The organism is Pseudactinotalea terrae, from assembly GCF_009733845.1.
Lineage (GTDB): Bacteria > Actinomycetota > Actinomycetes > Actinomycetales > Beutenbergiaceae > Pseudactinotalea > Pseudactinotalea terrae.
Window position 1 is genome coordinate 554,110 of the sequence record NZ_WNXZ01000002.1, and the last position, 20,545, is coordinate 574,654.

General features: G+C 68.1%; 14 protein-coding genes and 1 riboswitch. Of the genes, 4 read left to right on the forward strand and 10 right to left on the reverse strand.

Going from position 1 to position 20,545, the window contains the following annotated elements; genetic code table 11:
* Positions 1-3 precede the first annotated feature (3 nt).
* Genes GPA03_RS10075 through GPA03_RS10085 form a run of 3 tightly spaced genes read right to left on the reverse strand, consistent with a single transcriptional unit; the run spans position 4 to position 2,966 of the window.
* On the reverse strand, positions 4-1,908 hold the full coding sequence (locus tag GPA03_RS10075; RefSeq protein ID WP_156251840.1) for a DUF6541 family protein: 1,905 nt from the start codon (positions 1,906-1,908) through the stop codon (positions 4-6).
* Between the two features lie 7 nt (positions 1,909-1,915).
* Positions 1,916-2,275, reverse strand: a complete 360-nt coding sequence (locus GPA03_RS10080) for a DUF2304 domain-containing protein (RefSeq protein WP_156251841.1) — start codon at positions 2,273-2,275, stop codon at positions 1,916-1,918.
* Between the two features lie 19 nt (positions 2,276-2,294).
* Positions 2,295-2,966, reverse strand: coding sequence for a glycosyltransferase family 2 protein (locus GPA03_RS10085; protein ID WP_156251842.1), 672 nt, complete (start codon positions 2,964-2,966; stop codon positions 2,295-2,297).
* 132 nt (positions 2,967-3,098) lie between these two features.
* Between GPA03_RS10085 and GPA03_RS10090 the strand changes: the two genes are divergently transcribed.
* Together GPA03_RS10090 and GPA03_RS10095 are read left to right on the forward strand one after the other, a co-directional pair.
* Entirely contained in the window at positions 3,099-6,266 is a 3,168-nt protein-coding gene (locus tag GPA03_RS10090; RefSeq protein WP_156251843.1) for an FG-GAP-like repeat-containing protein, read from the forward strand.
* A gap of 1 nt (position 6,267) precedes the next feature.
* Entirely contained in the window at positions 6,268-7,434 is a 1,167-nt protein-coding gene (locus GPA03_RS10095) for a glycosyltransferase (protein ID WP_156251844.1), read from the forward strand.
* On the opposite strand, the gene GPA03_RS10100 is transcribed toward GPA03_RS10095, so the two are convergent.
* The 6 genes from GPA03_RS10100 to GPA03_RS22450 all read right to left on the reverse strand — a co-directional run bounded on the left by GPA03_RS10100 (position 7,409) and on the right by GPA03_RS22450 (position 14,940).
* The gene (locus tag GPA03_RS10100) at positions 7,409-7,738 is read right to left on the reverse strand and encodes a DMT family transporter (protein ID WP_156251845.1); all 330 of its coding nucleotides are present in this window, start codon (positions 7,736-7,738) and stop codon (positions 7,409-7,411) included. The genes GPA03_RS10095 and GPA03_RS10100 overlap by 26 nt on opposite strands.
* 20 nt (positions 7,739-7,758) lie before the next feature.
* Positions 7,759-7,825, reverse strand: a riboswitch (guanidine-III (ykkC-III) riboswitch).
* A gap of 80 nt (positions 7,826-7,905) precedes the next feature.
* Positions 7,906-9,042: a glycosyltransferase family protein gene (locus GPA03_RS10105; protein WP_156251846.1), complete on the reverse strand. Its 1,137-nt coding sequence runs from the start codon at positions 9,040-9,042 to the stop codon at positions 7,906-7,908.
* Positions 9,039-10,388: a glycosyltransferase gene (locus GPA03_RS10110; RefSeq protein ID WP_156251847.1), complete on the reverse strand. Its 1,350-nt coding sequence runs from the start codon at positions 10,386-10,388 to the stop codon at positions 9,039-9,041. The genes GPA03_RS10105 and GPA03_RS10110 overlap by 4 nt, the downstream gene beginning before the upstream one ends.
* Complete coding sequence (locus GPA03_RS10115) at positions 10,381-12,186, reverse strand: ABC transporter ATP-binding protein (RefSeq protein ID WP_156251848.1); 1,806 nt, start codon at positions 12,184-12,186, stop codon at positions 10,381-10,383. Before GPA03_RS10115 ends, GPA03_RS10110 begins: the two co-directional genes overlap by 8 nt.
* A 338-nt stretch (positions 12,187-12,524) precedes the next feature.
* Positions 12,525-14,501, reverse strand: a complete 1,977-nt coding sequence (locus GPA03_RS10120) for a SpoIID/LytB domain-containing protein (protein ID WP_206673506.1) — start codon at positions 14,499-14,501, stop codon at positions 12,525-12,527.
* 40 nt (positions 14,502-14,541) lie between these two features.
* The gene (locus tag GPA03_RS22450) at positions 14,542-14,940 is read right to left on the reverse strand and encodes a hypothetical protein (protein ID WP_162458326.1); all 399 of its coding nucleotides are present in this window, start codon (positions 14,938-14,940) and stop codon (positions 14,542-14,544) included.
* Positions 14,941-15,121: 181 nt separating this feature from the next.
* On the opposite strand from GPA03_RS22450, the gene GPA03_RS10125 reads away from it, so the two are divergent.
* Together GPA03_RS10125 and GPA03_RS10130 are read left to right on the forward strand one after the other, a co-directional pair.
* Positions 15,122-16,411, forward strand: coding sequence for a glycosyltransferase (locus tag GPA03_RS10125; protein ID WP_162458327.1), 1,290 nt, complete (start codon positions 15,122-15,124; stop codon positions 16,409-16,411).
* Positions 16,411-19,203, forward strand: coding sequence for a glycosyltransferase (locus tag GPA03_RS10130; RefSeq protein WP_156251851.1), 2,793 nt, complete (start codon positions 16,411-16,413; stop codon positions 19,201-19,203). Before GPA03_RS10125 ends, GPA03_RS10130 begins: the two co-directional genes overlap by 1 nt.
* Before the next feature lie 27 nt (positions 19,204-19,230).
* Here GPA03_RS10130 and GPA03_RS10135 read toward each other — a convergent pair whose 3' ends face one another.
* Positions 19,231-20,544 carry a glycosyltransferase family protein gene (locus tag GPA03_RS10135; protein WP_162458328.1) on the reverse strand — a complete coding sequence of 438 codons (1,314 nt, stop codon included), beginning with the start codon at positions 20,542-20,544 and terminating at the stop codon, positions 19,231-19,233.
* Position 20,545 lies beyond the last annotated feature (1 nt).

Below are 20,545 nucleotides of genomic sequence, written 5' to 3' on the forward strand. Positions count from 1 at the left end.
GTGTCATGGCCCTGAGTCGCGGCAGGGCAGCAGCTTAAGAACGACGGCGCTGTCCCCCTCGGCGATCGGGACCGCGCCGGCGGGCTCGATGGAGTCGAGCAGCTCGTAACGGACGTCGGCCTGATATGGCTCCGTGTCCTGGTACAGATAGCGAATACCCAGTCGTTCCACGGCCTCGCAGACCTCAGCGTCGATCTGGCCGGACTCGATCTGGTCGAGATGCTCCATCACGAGCCGCTGATCCGACGACCACACCTGGCCGGCCACCGGGAAGACGACCGGTGTCCCCACCAGCCCATAGGCACTGCTCGCACCCGAGAACGGGCTCCCGAGGATCACCCCGTCGAGCACTGGCGGCAGGCCGGAAATCATCTCGATCTCTTCGGTGGTGACGAACTGCGGCGGGTTGCCGGGCTCAGCCTCGAACACGTTTCCCGTGCGCTCGAGCCGGCCGTTCAGGCTCGCGACCGTGACCGCCAAGACCAGCACGGCCGCAGCCGCGCTCGTGGCGGATGTGCCGAACCGCCCGCGCAGGCGTGTACCTGCTGCCACCAGCGCACCTGCTGCCAGCGGGACTGCCACCGCGCTGACGACCACCGACAGCCGCGCCGCCGAGGTGTACCAGAGGCTGGAGATTTTCAGCGACCCGCCCGTCGCTGCATCGACGTAGAGCGCCCACGCCACCAGCAGCATCAGCACGGGCAACCGGCGCCTCTGGATCGCCGCGATCACCGCACCGACGATCGCGAGCAGTGCGACGACGACGCCTGCCATCGACGGCCACAGCCGGTACCAGCCCGCCATCGCCTCGAGGGCGGCGGTCGCGGGGGTCTCGACCTCGCCAGAGGTATAGCCCGTGACCGCCGCGGCGAGCGGGGACAGCAGGAACACCAGGAGCAGGCCCACGATGGCGCTGGTGGCGAGCGCGGGCATGACCAGCTCGGGCAGACGACCAGCGCGCGCAGGCGCCCGCACCGCACGAACGCAGGCACCGATGCAGGCGGGCAATGCCAGCACCGCGACCGCGAGCGCCCCGTTGGGGTGGGCCAGCCCGATCCCGAGCACCGTGACCAGCAGCGCGATCACGCCGGCTGGGCGGCCGCTGGGCTCGCGCAGCAGGCGCAGCCCGAGCGCGAGCGCAGCCGGCAGCATCGCCAACGCCGCAGCGTTGGGGACGTGGCCCCAACCGGTCCACAGGCTCATCGGTGAGGCCGTCACGAGTCCTGCGAGCACGCCCGCGACGCCGACGACCCCCGAGCCGAGGAGCGGTCGAGCCGTCAGCCGCGTGAGCTCGGCAGCGAGGACACCGCAGCCCAACACCCACGGCAGCGCGGCGGTGACCGTCGCGCCGATGGCGAGCGCCGCCGTCGGGGACCCGGGAAGGAGCGAGCCGATCGCGTGCCAGCCGGCGGGGTAGATCGACGCGTGGCCGTCACCGTAGGAAAGCGCGCCGAGGGTGAGCGTGGAAGCGGAGCCCGTCTCGTCGATCAGGCGTAGCGCCGCGAGATGGAACACGGCGTCCCAGCGCTGCAGGTAGGCGTCGAGCGAGGGCATCGCGGCAAGCGTCGGCACGGCTGCGAGGAGCACGCCGACGCCGAGCAACAGGCCGTCGGCGCGGCTGGCGCTGGGCGAGCTGGGTCCGGCGGATGTCAGTCGACGGACCACCAGCGCGACCGCGAGCGCCGCGATCATGCTGCCCGCCGCCACGAGGACCGACCAACGCAACCCCACGAGCTGGGCGAGTATCGCACCGCAGGCGAGCACCGCCGTCGAGCAGGCTGGGGCGAGCGCGAGGGCGAGCAGGCCGCGCACGCGGATCAGGGTCAGCATCAGCCAGCCCGGCGCGATCAGAATCATGAGGGCAAGCAGCGCCGCACCCAGGGCGACGATCGGGAGAGTGGTGAGCACGGAGCGGTCAGGACTCGCCGGTTCGGCGACCCTCGGCCAGCGCGAGTGCCCGGGTGAGGTTCGTGATCTGGCGGTTGAGCATGCGCATGCGGCCGTAGTAGGTCGCGAGGAAGCAGACGAACGCGACGGCCAGGCCGTAGAGGAGGAGATCGGTGCCGCGTCCGACGCCCATCAGCCGCGCAAGGCCGGACACGAGCTGCGGAGCAACGATCACCGCCGCGGTTGCGGCGGCGAACAGCACCAACAACACGCGCCGGATGGCCTGGTGCCGCGCGCCGCTGGAGGAGCGCGTGAGCAGCGCTGTCGCCACCGTCACGCCGACGAGCAGGACGATCTTGATCACCAGCTGCTGGTCCTGAATGTCCATCGGGCTGCTCCTTGTCTGCTCAGCGGAAGGTGAGCTCGAAGAGGATGTTGATGGCGTTGAGCAGCGACTGCCCCTTCGCCTTGGAGTAGTCGGTGTAGAGCACGTGCACGGGGTGCTCGCGCCACGGCAAACCCGTCCGGCCGAGCTGGAGCACGATCTCGCTCGCGTGCGCCATCCGGTTCTGGGTCAGGTGGACGCCTCGTGCCGCGTCGGTGCGGATGACCCGCAGACCGTTGTGGGCATCGGTCAGCCGCATCCCGGTGCTCTGGTTCGTCACCCAGACGGCGGTCTTGAGGACGAGCCTCTTGAGGAAGCCGGCCTGGGTGCGTTCGTCGAGAAAGCGGGAGCCGAACACGACACCGAGATCCTCGTTCCGGGCCAGGTCGACCATCGCGAGGGCGTCCGCGAGCTGGTGCTGACCATCGGCATCGAAGGTGACGAGATAGCGCATGTCAGGAAGCGTCAGGGCATGCTCGATCGCCGTCTGAAGCGCCGCTCCCTGACCGAGGTTGGTCGCGTGACGCAGTACGATCGAGCCGGCTCGGCGGGCGGCATCGGCCGAGGAGTCGGTGCTGCCGTCGTCGACACACACGACGTGACCGACGTGGTCGATAAGTCCGGCGATGACGTCACCGACGACACGTGCCTCGTTGTACACGGGCACGAGGATCGCGACATCCTCGTTCGGCATGGCGACATTGTGGCAGCGCGGAGCGCAGCACCGATCCATCCGACGGCGACGCCGCTCGAAAAGTTGCTGCTGTTACTCATGGGAGTGATGTGACATAGTTGCCCCGTCTCGCCCCCTTGTGAAGGTTGAACCATGCGCCGTTCGCTTTCTGCTGCTTCCGCCGTCGCGCTGGTAGCTACCCTGCTGACCGCGATGCCGGCCGCAGCCGACGACCTGGGACGTGTCCCGCAACCCGTGCTGCGGGCGCCGGCCGACGTCGACGGCGCCGAGGCCGTGGTCGCGCCGGTCTCCGAGGATGCTCATCCGGTCGAGACCGAGGTCGAGCTCGTCTCGTTCGGGACCGAGCCTGCTGAGGGCACCCCTGAGGCGGACGCGGCCGAGGAGTCTCAGACCGCTGAGGCCGAGACCCCCGAGTCTGAGTCCACGGAGCCGGAGCCGACGCCGACCGACGAGGCCGTCGAGTCCGAGACGCCGACCGACGAGGCAGTCGAGTCCGACGAGGCCGAGGGGGCCGGGACCGCCGACGAGGCCCAGGGTCAGATCGCGACCGCCGCGACCGACGGAGTGATGACGTCGCTCGCGGTCACGGACGAGGCCTCGACCGAGATGCCGACCACGGACGAGCCGGCCGATGCGTCGTCGGACGAGACCCCGACGGCGGAGGCACCCTCGGACGAGGTGACCACCGAAGACCCCACCGACGAGCCGACGCAGGCACCGACCGACGAGCCGACCGATCAGGACTCTGAGGACGTGGCCACCGAGGGCGACCACGACGGCCACGACCACGCCGAGGGTGAGCACGACCACGGCGAAGACGGTGACGATCACGACGCCTCTGGGGAGGAGCTGTCGACGCAGCTGTACGCATCGGCGGAGACCACGGAGCTTGCGGTCCTCGGTGTCACCTGGGACCTGGGTAGCGCACCCGCTGACCTGGTGATCGAGATGCGCACGCAGGCCGAGGATGTGTGGGGCGAGTGGGAGCCGCTTCATGTCGAGGCCACCGAGACCCGTGACGACGAGGCCGAGCTCGCCGACGCGCGTGACGGCACGCTGCCGACGGCGCTGATCGGTGCCGACGCTGTCGAGGTGAGGCTCGCGAGCGACACGACGTTGCCCGCCTCTCCGAGCCTGGCGCTGGTGGACCCGGGAGAGTCCACCGCTGATGCCGCGCCGGTGACCACCGCTGCCATGACGACCACCTCGACGAACCGCCCGACGATCTACTCACGTGCCCAGTGGGGCGCCGACGAGTCCAAGATGACCTGGAACCCGTCACAGGGCCGGGTGCAGGGCATCGACATCCACCACACGGTGAACGCGAACGACTACACAGCGGCACAGGTGCCTGCTCTGATGCGGTCGATCTACGCCTACCACGCCGAGGACTGGGGGCGCGGCTGGGGCGACATCGGCTACAACTTCGTGGTCGACCGGTTCGGTCGGATCTGGGAGGGGCGCTACGGGGGTGTCGACCAGGCTCCGGTCGGCGCGCACGCCACCGGGCTGAACTCGAACTTCTCAGGGATCTCGCTGCTGGGCAACTTCGACACGGTTGCGGTGCCGGCGGCCGCGTTCACCTCGGTGGCCCGGCTGGCCGCGTGGAAGCTCGCGATGCACGGCAACACCACGGCCTCCGGCACTGTGACCGTCGACGCCGGCACGTTCAGTCGGGTCAACGGTCACCGGGACTCGAAGCAGACCACCTGCCCGGGGCGGTACATGTACAACCGCCTGGGCGAGATGCGCACCAGGATCAGCTCGTATATCGGGTCGTTCGCCGATCGTCAGCTCGATCGTGATCTGGACGGTGACGGATGGCCGGACCTTGTCGTCACGCAGGGGACGACCGTGTCTCTGGCCTCAAGTGTCGATCGGGGCCGTTGGACGAAGCAGACCGAAGGCAGCGGTTGGTCGAGCTGGCGGACGGTCAGCGCCGGTGACTTCGACGGGAATGGGACGTCCGACCTGATGCTTGTCGGAAGCGATGGTCGGCTGTGGCTGTATCCAGGTGACTCGAACGGCTCGTTGACCGGTGCGAGGCGGCAGGTCGGCGTCGGTTGGAACATCTTCGACTTCGTCCTCGGCACCAATGACTGGAACGGGGACGGCAATCCCGATCTTCTGGCCCGCCGCGCGGACGGTTCGCTGTGGCTGTACCGCGGAAACGGCCGCGGTGGCTTTCAGAGCGGCTCGGTGAAGGTCGGCGTCGGCTGGCACCTGATGGCGGATCTGAGTGTGTCGGATGACTTCGTCGGTGATCGCCCGGCGTTACTCGCCACCGACCGCGCCGGTAACCTCTACGCCTATCCGTCCGACGGTGCAGGGGGGTTCTCCAGCAGGATTCTCGTGAGTCGCACGTGGTCGTCGATGCAACAGACAGTCGGTGTACCCGACGCCACGGGTGACGGCAAGGGTGATCTCGCGGCTGTCGACAGCGGGGGACGTCTCTGGCTGTACCCAGGGACCGGTGCGGGTCGGCTCAACACGCTCGAGCGTGTGCCATTCGGGCCTGGATGGGGCGCGATGCGCGTGCTTCCGTTCGGGACCGTGGGGGGCGAGGATCTCGCAGTCGTCGCCGTCAATGTCTCGGCGGCGCTCCTCCGATACGGCTATACCAATACACGTACGGCCTACACCGACCTCGCGAGCACGGGTGTGCGCGTGAGTACAGGCGCGCGTGTCGTCGCCCCCGGCGACTGGAACGGCGATGGGCGTGCAGACCTGATGGTCATCACCTCGGGCGGGGCGCTCATGCTCCACCCCGGCCTTGGCGGTGGGCGGTTTGCGGCGTCAGGCACCCAGATCGGGGTTGGCTGGTCGGGAATGGTGACGGTCGTCGGTGCCGGAAACTGGCGCGGCGACGGACGCCCGGGGCTCGTCGCCCACGAACGCGCCTCGGGACGACTACTCCTGTATCCGAGCGACGGCACGGGCCGATTCCTTCCAAGGGTTGTCGTTTCCACCGGTGCGACCGGCATGAACTACCTGGTCAATGCCGGTCGTTGGGACTCTGGCGGCGCGCCTGATCTGTTCATGCGAGGGGCTGATAGCGGCAGACTGTTCTTCTACAACGGGAACGGCCCGGGGTTGGCCCTTCCACCGGTCGCACAGGGCCCTGGCTGGGCAGGGATGCGCGGCGTCGTGGGACTCAACGACGTGACCGGCGACGGCGCAGCGGACCTGGTTGCTGTCACAGGGACAGGTGCTGTGCTCGTGTACCCAGGCAACCGGGTCGGAGGCTTCCTCCCGGCCATCCCGCGCGGCGAGCTGCCTGTCTCAGTCGTCGTCTCCTGACATGCGGGCCGCGGTCGTCACGCGCATCTACGCACCGGAGGTGGCGGCGGCCGCGTTCCGCCTCGGCAAGATGGTCTCGGCTCTAGCCAGGCATGGTCAGGTCGACGTGCTGACGGTGATCGCAGCGGGCGAGCACCACCACCCGCCCGCCGCGGTACGGGTGCGGCGCTGGCCGGTCCTCCGCGACCGTTCGGGCTACGTGCGTGGCTATCTGCCATACCTGTCCTTCGATGTACCGCTGCTGCTCCGGCTGATCTTGATGAGGAAGCCGACTGTCTTCGTGGTCGAGCCTCCGCCAACCACCGGGGTAGCCGTACGGATCGTATGTGCCGTGCGGCGGGTGCCGTACGCCTGGTACGCCGCGGACGTGTGGTCGGACGCCACGGCCTCGACCGGAGCACCCGCGATCGTCACGAAGGTCGTTCGCGCCCTCGAGTCGTGGGTGCTGAAGGGCGCTGCTGTCTCGCTGGCCGTCTCCGAGGAGGTCGCGGACCGAGTTCGCGAGCTCGGCGCACCGCACGTGGTGACTGTCGGCAACGGCATCGACACGGAGATCTTCTGTCCGCAGGGCGAACGGCTCGCTGGACCCCGAACGTTCGTGTACGCCGGGACAGCCTCGGAGTGGCAAGGCGCCGATGTCTTTGCCCGCGCGATGCCGCAGGTGCTGGCTGCGGTCCCTGACGCTCGCCTGGTCTACCTCGGGCACGGGAGTGCATGGCCGACCATCGGCACAGTCGCCGCATCGCTTCCTCAGGGCGCCGTCACGATGCACGCCAGCGTGCCGCCCGAGCGCAGCGCAGCGTGGCTACGGGGGGCTGCGGCAGCAGTCGTGAGCATCGTGCCCGGCCAGGGGTACGACTTCGCTCTCCCGACCAAGCTCTTCGCTGCGCTCGGGACCGGCACCCCCGTCATCCACGCGGGTGTTGGCGCGGCGGCCGACCTGGTGCGCGAGCACGAGCTCGGTTGGGTGGCCGATCACGACGTCGACGCCGTCGCCGCGGCGATGATCGCGGCGCTCCGAGCACCCGACGGCGAGCACGAGCGCAGCAGGCGCGCTGCCTGGGTGGCCGAGCACCGTTCGCTGGCGGCGGCCGCCGAGCGAGCGGCCGCCGCCGTCGTCGAGGCTGCGAGGGGTGGCAGCGCTAGGCGGCGGGGCTCGTCAGCTTGAGGCCGACGATCCCACCCACGATGGCGACCAGGCAGACGATCCGCGCGACCGAGACCGCCTCACCGAGCGCGGCGATCCCGTAGATCGCGGTGCCGACGACACCAATGCCGACCCACACCGCGTAACCGGTGCCCAGCGGGATCGACTTCAGCGCATAGCCGAGCCCGGCCATGCTTGCTACCAGCGCGATACCGAAGATCACCGAGGGCCACAGCTTCGTGAAGCCCTCCGACCGGGTCAGGGCACCCGCCCACACGCTTTCGAGCACACCGGAGATGACCAGAACGATCCATGCAGCAACCATGACGCGCCCCTCCCAGGGCGATCACGCCGTCGTCGTGTCCGGGTACGGCGCGCCTCGTCCGGGGAACCGCCGACCTGCGGCGTCCGACATCAACGGTACCGACCGAGCGGGCGAGAGTCACCTCATGGCGAGGAACATCACCGTTGCGGCAACCGCACGGCCACGGCTCAGGAACCCCGAAGAAGGGCTTCGACGGCGTCGTTCCAGCCGGTGACCTGCCGCTCGGCGCACAGCGTGGTCGAGGCGGCGTCGCTCGCAGCCTTCAGCTCGGCGGCTCGCTCAGGGGTGAGCGCATCGATCGCTGCAGCGAGCGCCTCAGCCGTGAAGTCGGTGGTGACGACGCCGAGCCCGTGCTCGCGGACCAGTGCCGCCATGTCGGGGCTGGGGCCGATGACAAGACCGAGGCGCGCCTGCACGAAGTCGAAGAACTTGTTCGGCAGTGCATGGCGGAAGTTGAAGGAGATCGGCGGGAGCACGTAGACGCCGAGGTCGTAGTCGTTGAGTGTCCTGACGATCGCATCGGTCGGCACCGGTTCATGGATGCGGACGCGGTCGCTGTCGGCGTACCGGTCGCGCAGCGAGGACACGTAGCCCGTTCCCTGGTCGATGAGGTACAGGTCGAGCGTGGCGCCTGAGGTCACCGAGTCCATCGCCGTCAGCATCGTCTCCAGCCGTTCCGGCACCCCGTTGCCCGCGTGCACGAGCCGGATCGGGTTCCCCACCGGCGTGGGCGCGAGATCGATCAGAGACGGTGCGTTCATCACCAGCCGGGTGTCGATCCCGAACTCGCGCCAGTATTCCGAGGCCAGACCGGGGGAGACGGTCGTCACCGAGTCGGCACGTCTGACCCAGGTCCGCACCAGCCAGCGGAAATAGGGCGCGACCACGAGTCGCCACGGCAGGCTCTCCTCGTTCTGCCGAGAGGCGTACTCGTGCAGGTCCGCGTGCACGCCGCGCCGGGGCTTCAGCTGGATCGCGAGCGGCACCGTGTCGACGTCGTTGGCGAGGACCACGTCGTGCTCGCCGACCGGGAGTCGCCCGCGCAGCCACCGCTGCACCGGCATCGTGTCGTAGGTGCGCTGGTAGGCCCGCGCCAGCAGCAGCCGCCGGTCCTTGTGCCAGTAGACGATCTCGTCGGGTATCCGGAGGTGACTGGCTACCCCCTCCGGTGCCTCTCCGTACCCGACGGTGCTCACCTCGTAGCGATCCTTCAGCAGCCGGATCTGCCGCAGCACGCGTGCGTCGCGGTACAGCGGTGAGTAGCTGATGATGAGGACGCGGGGCCGCGCGCCGGCCGGCGTCACCGCGAGGCGCCCAGCACATCGGCGTACAACGCCACCAGGGCATCTGCCTCCTGGCGCCAGTCGAGCTCGTCGGCTGCGGCGACCGAGGCGGCACGGTACCGGGCTTCGTCAGCGATGACGCGTTCGATCGCCGCCGCCAGTTGGTCGGGTCGATCGGCGCCGAACACCTCGCCGACGCCATAGCCCTGGACGATCGCCGCGGTGTCCGGCAGGTCGGCCGCGACGATCGGCAGCCCGGCATGGATGGACTCGAACAGCTTGTTCGGCAGCGAGTAGCGGTACGACAAGCAGATCGGTCGCACGTAGACGACCGCCACATCGGCATCGGCCAAGGTCATCGGGACCTCAGGTCCCGGGACGGGTCCGACGAGGTGCACGCGGGCACCGAGGCCGAGGTCGCGCGCCTGCCCGAGCAGCCGCGTCACGTAGCTGGGGTCCCCGTAGCCCAACATCACCAGGTGGGTGTCAGCATCCAGCTCGGTGAGTGCGTGCAGCATCTCCTCAAGACCCCGCCCGGTGGTGACGCCACCTGCGTAGCCGACGAGCCGCGCGTGGCTGGGCAGGCGCGCGAGCTCACGAAGGCGGCCCTGCTGGGGGTCGGGGACCGCCCCGCGCCGGTGCGGGATGTTCCGCACCAGCGTGGGCGCCGTGCGCAGCCGGAAACGGCGTCGCATCCACGTGACGATCGACGGTGACACGGTCACCACCCCGGCGCTCGCGCGAACCCCGAGCCACTCGATCACCGACTCGACGAGCGGCGCCAGCAGTCGGTCGGGTCGCACGTTGCGTCGCGTCCACAGTTCGTGCGCGTCGTAGACGATCCGGCAGCCGACCGCCCGCTTGAGCAACATCGCCGGCAGCAGGGTGTTGCCGTCGTTCGCGTGCACGACGTCGGGTCGCATGCGACGCAGCTTGCGCATCACGCCTCCCCAGAACCACATCAGCCGGACGACCTGGTACAGGCGCATCCACAGGTCGCCGGCGACGGATCCGACCGATGCTCGGGCCGACGTCGGGGGTGTCGACGGCGGAGCATCCTCGATCTCCGGGCTCGGCCTGGCGCCATCAGGGTCCTGGCCACGCAGCCGGCGCACCCCCCGGGCGAGCCAGGGGAGCAGCTCGACGAGGTCGAAGTCGCGGGCTCGGTGGATCGAGAGGCCGTCTCCCACCAGATCGTCACCGGCGGGGTAGCCGGGTCGAGCACTGCCGACGATCAGCACGTCCGCGCCCGCGTCACGGAGCGAGGCTGCCGTCTTGAGGACCCGGTTGTCGTTCGAGACCTGGTTGTACACGAGCAGCGCCACCCGCGGCGCGCGCCCCTGCACGCGTGGCAGGCGCTCAGGCATCGGATCCTCCAGTAAGGCCGGCAAGCATCGCTTGCTCGGCGAAATCCGGCACGCCGGCCACGACCTCGGCGAAGGTGCCGCTCGCCACGAGGTGCCCGTCGCGCATGAAGCACACCTGCTCGCTGTGCCGGATCGTGGCCAGGCGGTGGGCCACGACGATCACGCTGATCTCGCCGGCCAGCTCGCGGATCGCAGCGGTGACCGCGGCCTCGGTGCTGGTGTCGAGCGCCGAGGTCGCCTCGTCCATCACCAGCACCAGCGGGTCGGTGTAGAGCGCGCGCGCCATGCCGAGCCGTTGGCGTTGACCACCCGAGAGCGCCAGGCCACGGTCACCGACCGGTGCATGGATCCCCTCGGGCCGTGCTTCGACGACGTCGAGAAGCTGCGCACGTGCCAGGGCACGACGCACGCGGTCCTCATCGATGTTCTCGTCGGACCATGTCAGCGCCACGTTGTGAGCCACGGAGGCGTCGAACAACGACACGTCCTGCGGGACGTAGCCCACCCGCGAGCGCCAGTCGATGAGGACCCGGCCCAAGGGCTGGTCACCGATCCAGATCGTGCCGGCGTCGGGCTCGAGCAAGCCCAGCATGAGATCCACGAGCGTCGACTTCCCCGAGCCGGAGGCGCCGACGAGCGCGAGCGTCTGCCCGAAAGGCAGCTCGAGACTGACGTCGTTCACCGCCGGAGTCGCGCCGCCGGGGTAGGAGAACGTCACGTGCTCGAGGCGCAAGGTGCGACTGCCCTCGGCCAGCTTCTCGGTCGAGGTGGCGGCCGGCTCCGGGTACTCGCGGCTGCGGTCGATCTCGGCCAGCACCTGATCGGCATAGGGCATGTTCGCGCCGGTCTGCGCAAGGATCGTCTGGAATCGGGTGAGTGAGGGAACGATCCGGAACCCGGCGACCCCGAAGAGGGCGACGGCCGCGAGCGCGCCCGCGACGCCGTCGTCCGGGTGGGAGAGGTAGCCGATCGCGGCCCCGATCCCGAGGCCGCCGATCAGTGCCGCTTCGAGGACGTAGCGGGGGATCGCGCCGAGAAAGGTCTGGTCGGCGCGGGCACGGGAGGAACGCGACCGTACGCTCAGCACGAGGTCGGCCAGCTCGTCGGAGCGGCCTCGGAGCGTGATCTCCTTGAGTGCGTGGATCATCTCGGCCATCAGCCGTACAGCGCGGGCTGAGTACGTGCGGTTGTCCTGGCCGGCTCGCACGGCGCGGCGGAGCACCCACAGGTAGAGCCCGGCCGCGACGATCGCGAAGTAGATCACGGTGGCGCTCGCGAGCAGCGGCTCGGCGACGATCAGCACACCCAGCACCGCGACGAACGTGACCACCTCGCCCGCGAGCTGACAGAACGGGATCAGCACGCCGGAGATCGTGGCGCCGACGCCGACGTCGGTGGAACGCACGATGTCGGTCGCGTTGCGCGACAGGCGCTCGGTCCACGGCGCTCGGAACGTGCCGGCGAGCAGCTGGGCGCCCAGCACCTGCTCGAACGCGGCGAACCGCTTCGTCGCCCAGCGCTGCAGCAGGATCGCCAGCACGCTCTTGGCGATGACGAGACCGCCGACGGCGAGCAGCACGTTGCGGAACTGCGTCGGCTCGCTGATCTCGCCGAGCACCGGCAGCGCTGCGCTACCGCCTGTCAGCATCGGCGCGAGGATGAGCGCGAGCAGCCCGATCGCCGCCACATCGAGGATCGCGAGCGCACTCTGGAGCACGGCGAAGGTGATGACGAAGCGGCTCGTACCTTCCGGCAGCGTCGCGAGCAAGCGGCGCACGATCTGCCACAGCGCGAGCAAATGCGTCTCCTAGGGCCGGCTCACGAGCACCTTGCTCGCGTCGGCCAGCCTAGTTGGCCCGCGGTGCAGTGGGTCTAGCCCAGCCAGGTCCACGTCCCGCAGCCCTCGCTGAAGAAGCCCTCGTCCCCTGGAAGTACTTCGACGTAGGTTGTGGAGTACGTGAACTAGTTGTCGAGAATCTGAGAGCCGTCTCCGAGGAAGCCAGAAAGGCACTCCCAAATAGCAACCCTCGCTCGAATCAGAGTTGACCCACAGCCCTGGCGAGACATCTGTGCCGACCAGGTAGGCGCCTCCCGGTAGCGGAACGATCCAGAACTCACGCGACTGCGGCGCGCCAATCAGGTAATCAGGCTGAAGCTCGACCACCCGACGCCGATCTGTTGACGCGGGCGGAAACCGCCGACCCCATTCCCGGCATAGAGCCACAGGCGTCCGCTGCTGTCGGTTGCCAGCAGGTCGAGGACGCCGTCACCGTTCCAGTCCGAGCCGCCCACCAAGGACGCCATGCCGGACCAGCCGTGCCCAAGTTGCTGGCGGGGCAGGAAGGTCCCAGCACCGGAACCGGGATAGAGCCAGAGCCGCCCGGACTGGTCTACTGCCATCACGTCAGGACCGCCGTCGCCATTCCAGTCTCCAGCGAACAGGACGTGGGACATCGTGTTCCACCCAACGCCTATCCGGCCCGCGGAACGCAAGATGCCGTTGCTGCCGAGCACGTAGAAATACAGAGCGCCGGTCGATGCGTGACGCGCGATGAGGCCGTTGCTGCCAGGCCCGTTCCAGCCGAGCCCGCTCAGCAGAACATCCATCGACTGCCAGCCCGCAGATCCGATCACCAAGGGTGAGGCGAACCTGCCCGCACCGTTGGAGGGGTAGCGCAGGAGGCGGCCAGAACTAGCATCGACGGCCACCAGCTCGGTGCTCGCCGTACCGCCGAGCCCCGCAGTCACGGTGCGGGCCCCCATCCGCTGCCAGCCCGGACCGATGAGCGTGCGGGGGAGGAAGGTAGCGTCGCCGCGGCCCATCCAGCGGTAGAGCGCACCGGAAGGTGTGGTGGCCAGCAGATCAGCGGTTCCGTTCCCGTCGAGGTCTCGCGGGAGCGAAGGTAGCTCGTTGATGGTCACAGCGAACAGTGTCGAACGGAGGCCGAAGGCGGTGCGGAACGCGGCACCGCTCACGCTGACACTTCCGTCCGTGCCAGAGACCCTTACTGTCTGTGCCCGGCCACCGTAGCTCCCACGTCCGTCTCTGGTGACGCTGAGGGTCCGGAAGCTGCCGATCGCAGGGTAGGCGGTCTCCAGGCGGGAACTCGTCAGCTCGACGGTCCACGTCGGATACTTGTCAAAGGGGTCCGGCGCCGCTGCCAAGTAGGGCCGAGATCCGGCGACTGAGTATCCACCGTTGCTCGCGGAGAACTGCGTGAAGGCAGGTCCAGCGGTGTCGCGAACGTAGCGGCCAGCCGTCGCCGTCACGGCCGCCCGGGTCGACGCGGTCGGCCACGTGCGCACCAGCGACCCCGCTGCGGAATAGTCCGCTTCGCCGTTGAACACCTGGCACTGGACGCTGTCGCAGGTGTCGTACGTTGCACCGGCCGTCTTGGAACTCTGGTCGAACAGCGCGTATGAGCGTGCTGCGACCGCCTGAGCTGCGAGCGCCTGCGCGTGCCACGAGGTGGGCATCTCGGAGGCCACCACCGCAGGCAGGTAGGACGCGTAGGTCGTCACGACAACGGTGCGCTGTGGTGCACCTACCACGGCCCGTACCGCCCCCCGGTACTCACGGAAAGTGCTGCCGAGCTGGAGCTGGATGGTGCCATCGGTTGTGGCCAGATCCGCACTCGCGGCACCCGCCAACAGGCTGCTGATACCTGGCGTCCCATGGGGACGCCAGGTGGTACCTACCAGGGCCTCGAGCGTCAACGTACCCGCGACGGTACGCAGACGCCACTGCGCCGGGACGCCGCCCGACACCGACCCGGGCAGTGCGGCGGTGCCGCTCGTGGTCGTCACGGTCATGCCGGTCTCAGCGCGAACGCTCGCCTGACCATCTGTGTCGCTCGTCACCAAGACGCGGAGCGTCTGCGAGTCGCTTCCCGTCGCGAGGGAGGTACCCGGGTAGTACGCAGCCACGATCTGGGCGTATCCGTGGCCAGCCTGCGCGCGGCCCAGCGCGCCATATTGACTCATCCCGATCCCGTGGCCGTAGCCACTTCCTGTCAGGGTGATCTGTGCGGCGGCAGTAGCGGAGGGCGGGTGCGCCATGGTGAGCATGACGGCCACCAAGAGCACGGCCACGCTGGCGGCGAGAGCGCGCATCCTCTGCCTCCCTAACGCGGCGATCACCTCCGACCGGTCCCTATGCAGCACCCGCATGCGCGTCGAACTCACCCCGCGCTGTTGCCGCGGACGTCGAGACGATGCAGGTCGGAAGCCGCTTTGCAAGCCGCCATCCGGTGTAGATGGCGGTCTCGTCGAGAGCGATGATGACGTCCGCCTGCTCCACCGCCCCCTTGGCAGCGGGGTCGTCGCGGAACCGTAACCAGAGCTTCCAGCTCTCCGAAGCGAGTGCATGCGGCCGCTGATCGCTGAGGTGATCACGGCCCACACCGCTGAGCACGATGGTCGTCGGCACAGGTGACAGACCTCTCGCCCTCCAGGCCTTGGGCGCGACGATCGTGACAGAGAACTGTGGTTCGGCGAAGTGGCCGCACGCGTTGCTCAGTGCGTCGTCGTCGACCTCGGCGGCGATGATCACGACCCGTGGCACGTGATGCTCCCAACTCTCGCAGACAATGTTCTGCGCCTAGAGTAATGGCATCGTTCGGCGGTGCCTGGGCGGAGAGGCTGCTGGACCTCTCGTTGCTGTGTTCGTGATGGAAGGATGTGTAGTGGACTCGGGGGATCGTGCTGCGGCACCTGCGCGACCACGGGTCGTCATGCTCGTCGGGAACCAGATCACCGTCGACACCCGAGTGCGCAAGACGGCGGTGTCGGTCGCACGGCTAGGACTCGACGTCACCCTCCTCGGCACAGCACCCGACAACGTGCGGACAGTCGACATGATGGCCGGGGTCACCGTCATCCGGATCCCGATGCAGTGGCGTCACAGGGATGAGGGGCGCATCGAGCCAGCCGTCCCCCCTCAACCTGACGTCGAAGCTGTTCTTCCTTGGCGCGAGACCGTGCCGATCGCGCTCGACTATCTCGAGGCTTTCGTCGATGAGGTGGTCGCCCTCGATCCGGACGTCATCCACGCTCACGACGTCCACATGATTCCGGTCGCAGCCGCAGCCGTGGAAGCATGTCGGGAACGTGGAAGAACGGCGGTGAGATGGGTATACGACGCGCACGAGTTCATCGCGGGCCTGTCTCTGTACGGCACTCGTGACGCCACCGAACGAGCCGGTTGGCTCGACCTCGAGCGCGAGATAGCGCCGCTAGCCGATGCGATCATCACAGTCAGTCCGGTGCTTGAGGATGAGTTGCGTGAGCGCTACGGCGAGGTGCCTACCAGCGTCGTCACGCTCAACGCGCCTTGGCAGAGCGAGGGAACCACGGAGGTGGATGGCGGCGTGCGGTCGGCCTGCGGTCTGGACGATGCGGTGCCGCTGCTTGTCTACAGTGGCGTGGTCACACCTGCCCGAGGAGTCGAGACGATCATCGACGCCCTTCCCGCCATGAACGATGTTCATGTCGCAGTCGTGTCGACAACGTTTGCATCCCGCGTGACCACCTCGCTTGGAGAGCGCGCCGCTGCGCTCGAGGTCGGCGACAGGGTGCATCTGCTGCCCCCGGTGGAGCCCGACCGCGTGATCTCTTACCTGAGGTCGGCCGATATAGGCCTCATCCCGCTCAAGCGGTTCCCGTCCCACGACGTTGCGCTCACAAACAAGCTCTTCGAGTACATCCACGCAGGGTTGCCTGTGGTCGTCAGCGACTGTCCCGCGCAGCAGCAGTTCGTCCGGGAGCACGACATCGGCGCAGTGCACCTCAGTGAGGATGCGACCGACGCCGCACTGGCGGTGGGTGAGGTGCTTCGCCGATTGGTTTACTACCGCGAGCGGATCCGGACCCTACGCGACGAGGAACGGTTCTCGTGGCAAGGTGCAGAGGCGAAGCTTCGTGACTTGTACGAGGACGTGCTGGGGATGCCGCTGGAGCAGCCTTCGCGTGTCACCTACCCACAGCTGACGCTGCACCGTGTGTCGGTGCCGATGGAGAACTGATGACTGCCCAGCACACCACCGAACTCACTACCGGACACGCGCTGTACGTGGCCTGGGGATTTCCGCCGGCCAAGAGCGGCGGCGTCTTCCGGATGATGGAGACGGCGAACGCTCTGGTCGAGCTCGGATGGCGTGTCACGGTGCTTGCCTGCGACATCGACGATCTCCGTCGCTACGCCGGCGTCGACATGACCACCTTGCAGGGTGTGAACCCTGCGGTCGAGGTCGTCCGGGTACCGTTCGAGCTTGGCGCCGCCGAGACGGATCTCCACCGATGGGATGAGCTTCGCGCGATCGATCCCGCTGCCTGGCGCAAGCAGTTCCACGCCCGGATCGCTGCTGCGTTCCCCAACAGCACCTACGGATTGTGGGAGCGGCCGTTGTGGGAGGCGGCAGAGGCTATCCACGCCAAACATCCGATCGATGTGACGTTGGCGTCTGGAGGCCCCTTCGTCACCTACTCGGTGGGCCGGCGGCTGCAGCGCTTGCACGGAGTGCCGTATATCCTCGATTACCGCGACTCCTGGTCTTTGCAGCAGTTCACCGACGAGCGCATCTTTGACCGTGGCTCGGCCGTCACCAGGGTCGAGGCCGACCTCGTCGCTCATGCGAGCGAGGTGTGGTTCGTCAACGATGCGATGAGGGTGTGGCACGAAGACGTCTATCCCGCGATCACCGGACGCACGAGGGTCGTGACCAACGGCTACGACCGGGAGGTTCTGAAAGGTCTGAGCGCTCCGAAGCGAGTCGATCAGATCCGCTTCGTCTTTCTCGGGACCTGCACGCCGTCCGTACCCCTGCGCGAGTGTCTCGACGGCTATGTCGCCGCACGCGAGAGCGATCCTGCGATGTGTGACTCCGTCCTGGAGTTCCATGGCTACCTGGGGTTCTACCCGACGCCAGATCGACACCTGGCAGCAGAGATCTCGCGAGCATCCGGCTCCGGTGTCAGCTATCACGGGCCTGTGCCGAAGGCCGATGTCGGAGCGGTCTACGAACAGGCGGATGCCCTCGTCCTGACCTTCGGCGGGTCGAAGTACATCACCTCAGGCAAGGTGTTCGAGTATATGGCTACGGGTCGGCCGATCGTCTCGGTGCACGCGCCCGAGAACGCAGTCCGCGACGTGCTCGCTGGCTATCCGCTGTGGTTCGCGGCGGCGAGCCTCGAGCCCGAGGACGTGGCAGACGCATTTGCGCGCGCCGCTGCTGCCGTACGCTCGGGCGCTGCCTCCGATTCCGCGATGGTCGAGCGTGCCCTCTTCCATGCCCACAGGTATGAGCGGCGCGGGGTCCTGAAGGATGCCCTGACTGAGCTGCCTGCGCTGGTGCACAGCGCGCGGGCGTTCGAACGACTCTTGCCTTCGGCACCCGCCGAGCGTCCGGCGATCAACGTCTATGAGATGCCGGTGCCGAGTACACGAACGGTGCGGATGGCGGACACCTTGCGCGCCGCCGGCGTCGAGCTGCGGTCGGTTCACAACGCCGACGAGGACATCGTCCGCGGGTTGGGCTTCGTCAGCACGCCGTTCAGGAACCGCCGGTTTGCCTTGTACTCGAAGATCAACGCGGCGGCGAAGACGCTCGCACTTGCCGAGCCGGGGACCGCTGACGGGCGGATGCGCGACGTGCACCGGGCGATGTTGGAGATCCCGGTTCCGGCGACGCGGCCCATCTGGAATGACACCAACATCCTCTCCCAGGACTGGTACGACGCGGCGCGGCTGATGGTGGAGAAGCCCACGCCGATCCTCTGGGCAGCCGACCTCGATGCTCTGCCGCCGGTGATCTGGGCCAAGCACGCGCTGCCGGGAACGCGCGTCATCTTCGACGCGCACGAGCTCTTCAGCTTGGTCGACTACCTCGATCCGACCCAGGTCGAGGAGTGGGAGGAAATCGCGCGGACCTTCATCCCCGAGGTCGATCTGGTCATCACTGTCGGTGATGGCATCGCAGAAGAGCTCCGCCGGCGCTACGGCGCCAAGCGGATCGAGGTCATCGAGAGCCTGGCGGTACCAACCCGATTCCCGGGTGAGGACGTCAGGTCGAACGTGGGCCTGGCTGCCGACGTTCCACTGGCCATTCACATCGGGAACGTGTCGCCCAATCGGAACCCCTTGCTAGCCGTAGAGCTGCTGGTCTCCATGCCCGAGCTGCATTTCGCTTTCGTCGGCACAGTGCGCGGCAACCTGCATGACCTGCTCGACGAGGCTGCGGTCGAGCAAGGCGTCCGTGATCGTCTCCATTTCACCGGGAACGTGGGACGAGGCCAGCTACAACATTTCCTCACGACCGCTGACGTCGCGACGATTCTCTACAGTCCGGACACGTCGGAGAATCTCCGACTCGCTATGCCCAACAAGCTCTTCGACGCGTTGTCGGCCGGACTGCCGGGGGTCGCGACGGCGGGGACCGCAGCTGCTGAGTACCTCGAACGGGAGGGATTGGGCAAGGCGTTCGTGAACGGCGACGCAGGATCGCTCGCGGGCGCGATCCGTGCCGTCCTGAGCGACGAACGTATCCGCGAGAACGCAGCGAGCAGCGCCGAGTCGGCCGTTTGGGCTGCCACGGAGCCACGATTGCTGGAGCTCGTCGCTGCCGAGTACGCCGCGGCTCAGGTGCCGCCCCTGCGAGCTGCGCGTGGTCCGCGCCTGGCTAGCCCAGTGGTGACCGCCGGGACGAAGGCGGCGCGGCGCAAGCCTCGATACTCATGGCGCAAGCAGCCTCGTCAGCGCGCGAAGGCCGCACTGGTGTGGCGACTGCGCAAGTTGCTGCTGCGCCTCGAGGGTAAGTAACCGCTCGTTGCACGTGTCCGTGTCAGCTCATATGGCCGCTCGCAGGCGCTGCAGCGCGGGTGCGAGAACTTGATCGCGACGATAGCGGTGGGCGATCCGCTGGCGCTCTGCGAGATCACCCGCGCCGGTCTCTCGCCAGGTGCGAACCGCAGCCGCCAGTGCGTCCGCGATGTCCTGCGGTTCAGCGGACTTTGACTGGACCGCACCGGGATACCCAGCCAGCACGGCTGTCGCCGCGCTCGTGGGTGAGAACACTGCAACGATCGGACGGCTGGTGGCGATGTACTCGTACACCTTGCCGCTCGTGACGTAACGTCCGTCACCCAGCGCGAGCACCAGGATGTCGATCTCGTCGTAGAAAGACGAGACCTCCCGCTTGGGGACCGGGCCACGAATCTCGATTCCGCGCGCCGCGGCGTCCTCGAGCGCTGATGTCACCCGGGCGTCTGGGTCGGAGAAGTATCCGGCGTGACCTGCCAGCACCAGCCGCGATCCCTCGGGCAGGATCGCACGCGCGAGCTCCCATCCCTGAGCGAGCTGCGCTACCGGTACCTTGGCGCTGATTGTGCCGAGATAGCCGAAGGTGGGTGGGTGATCCGCCGGCCGTGGTGGCGCGACATGCCCGACTGCCTCGCGATCCCAGCCATTGAGGACGACGTGCATCTTCGCGGCTGCCTCCGGGTAACGCTGCTGATGCCATTCGCGGATCGGCTCGTTCACGAACCACAGCTCTGTGGCGCCGGTCACCATCCGTCGCTCCCAGCGAGCCTCCCGCGATCTGCTCGGTTTCACGGTGGCACCGGAGAAGACGTCAAGAAGCCAGGCATCGCGGTGGTCGAGAACTGACGGGATCGATGCACTTTGGGAGAGGGCGTGTGCTGCGGCGAACGTGACGTTCGGGTTGGCCGTGGCCACGACGAGATCGACGGGTTCCTCCGCATGGATCGCTAGTGCCGCGTGGGTGAGCGGCCGGAGCCAGTGACCGTAGTTGGTCTCCGGGAAGGGGAGTCGACCCCAGAGCGCTATGGCTTTGCGTCGTAGCCGGCGCAAGGTATCTCGGAACGAGCCATCACCAGTGACAGGAACCTCCCGCACGGGCCAGCGGAACGGAATGCGCCTCACGTTGACGTCAGGATCCAGCAGTTCGAGCAGACTATCGTCCGAGCCCGTGTATCGCCGAAACGCCTGCGCCTCGGCAGTCAGAACCGTCACCCGAAAGCCGGCACGCACCGCTTCGTTGGCGGTGGCCAGTGCGCGGTAGACACCGCCCCCTCGGCTCGGTGGGAACCCCCACACGATGTAGAGCATGTGAGGACGGGTGGAATCCCCGGGCTTCGACATC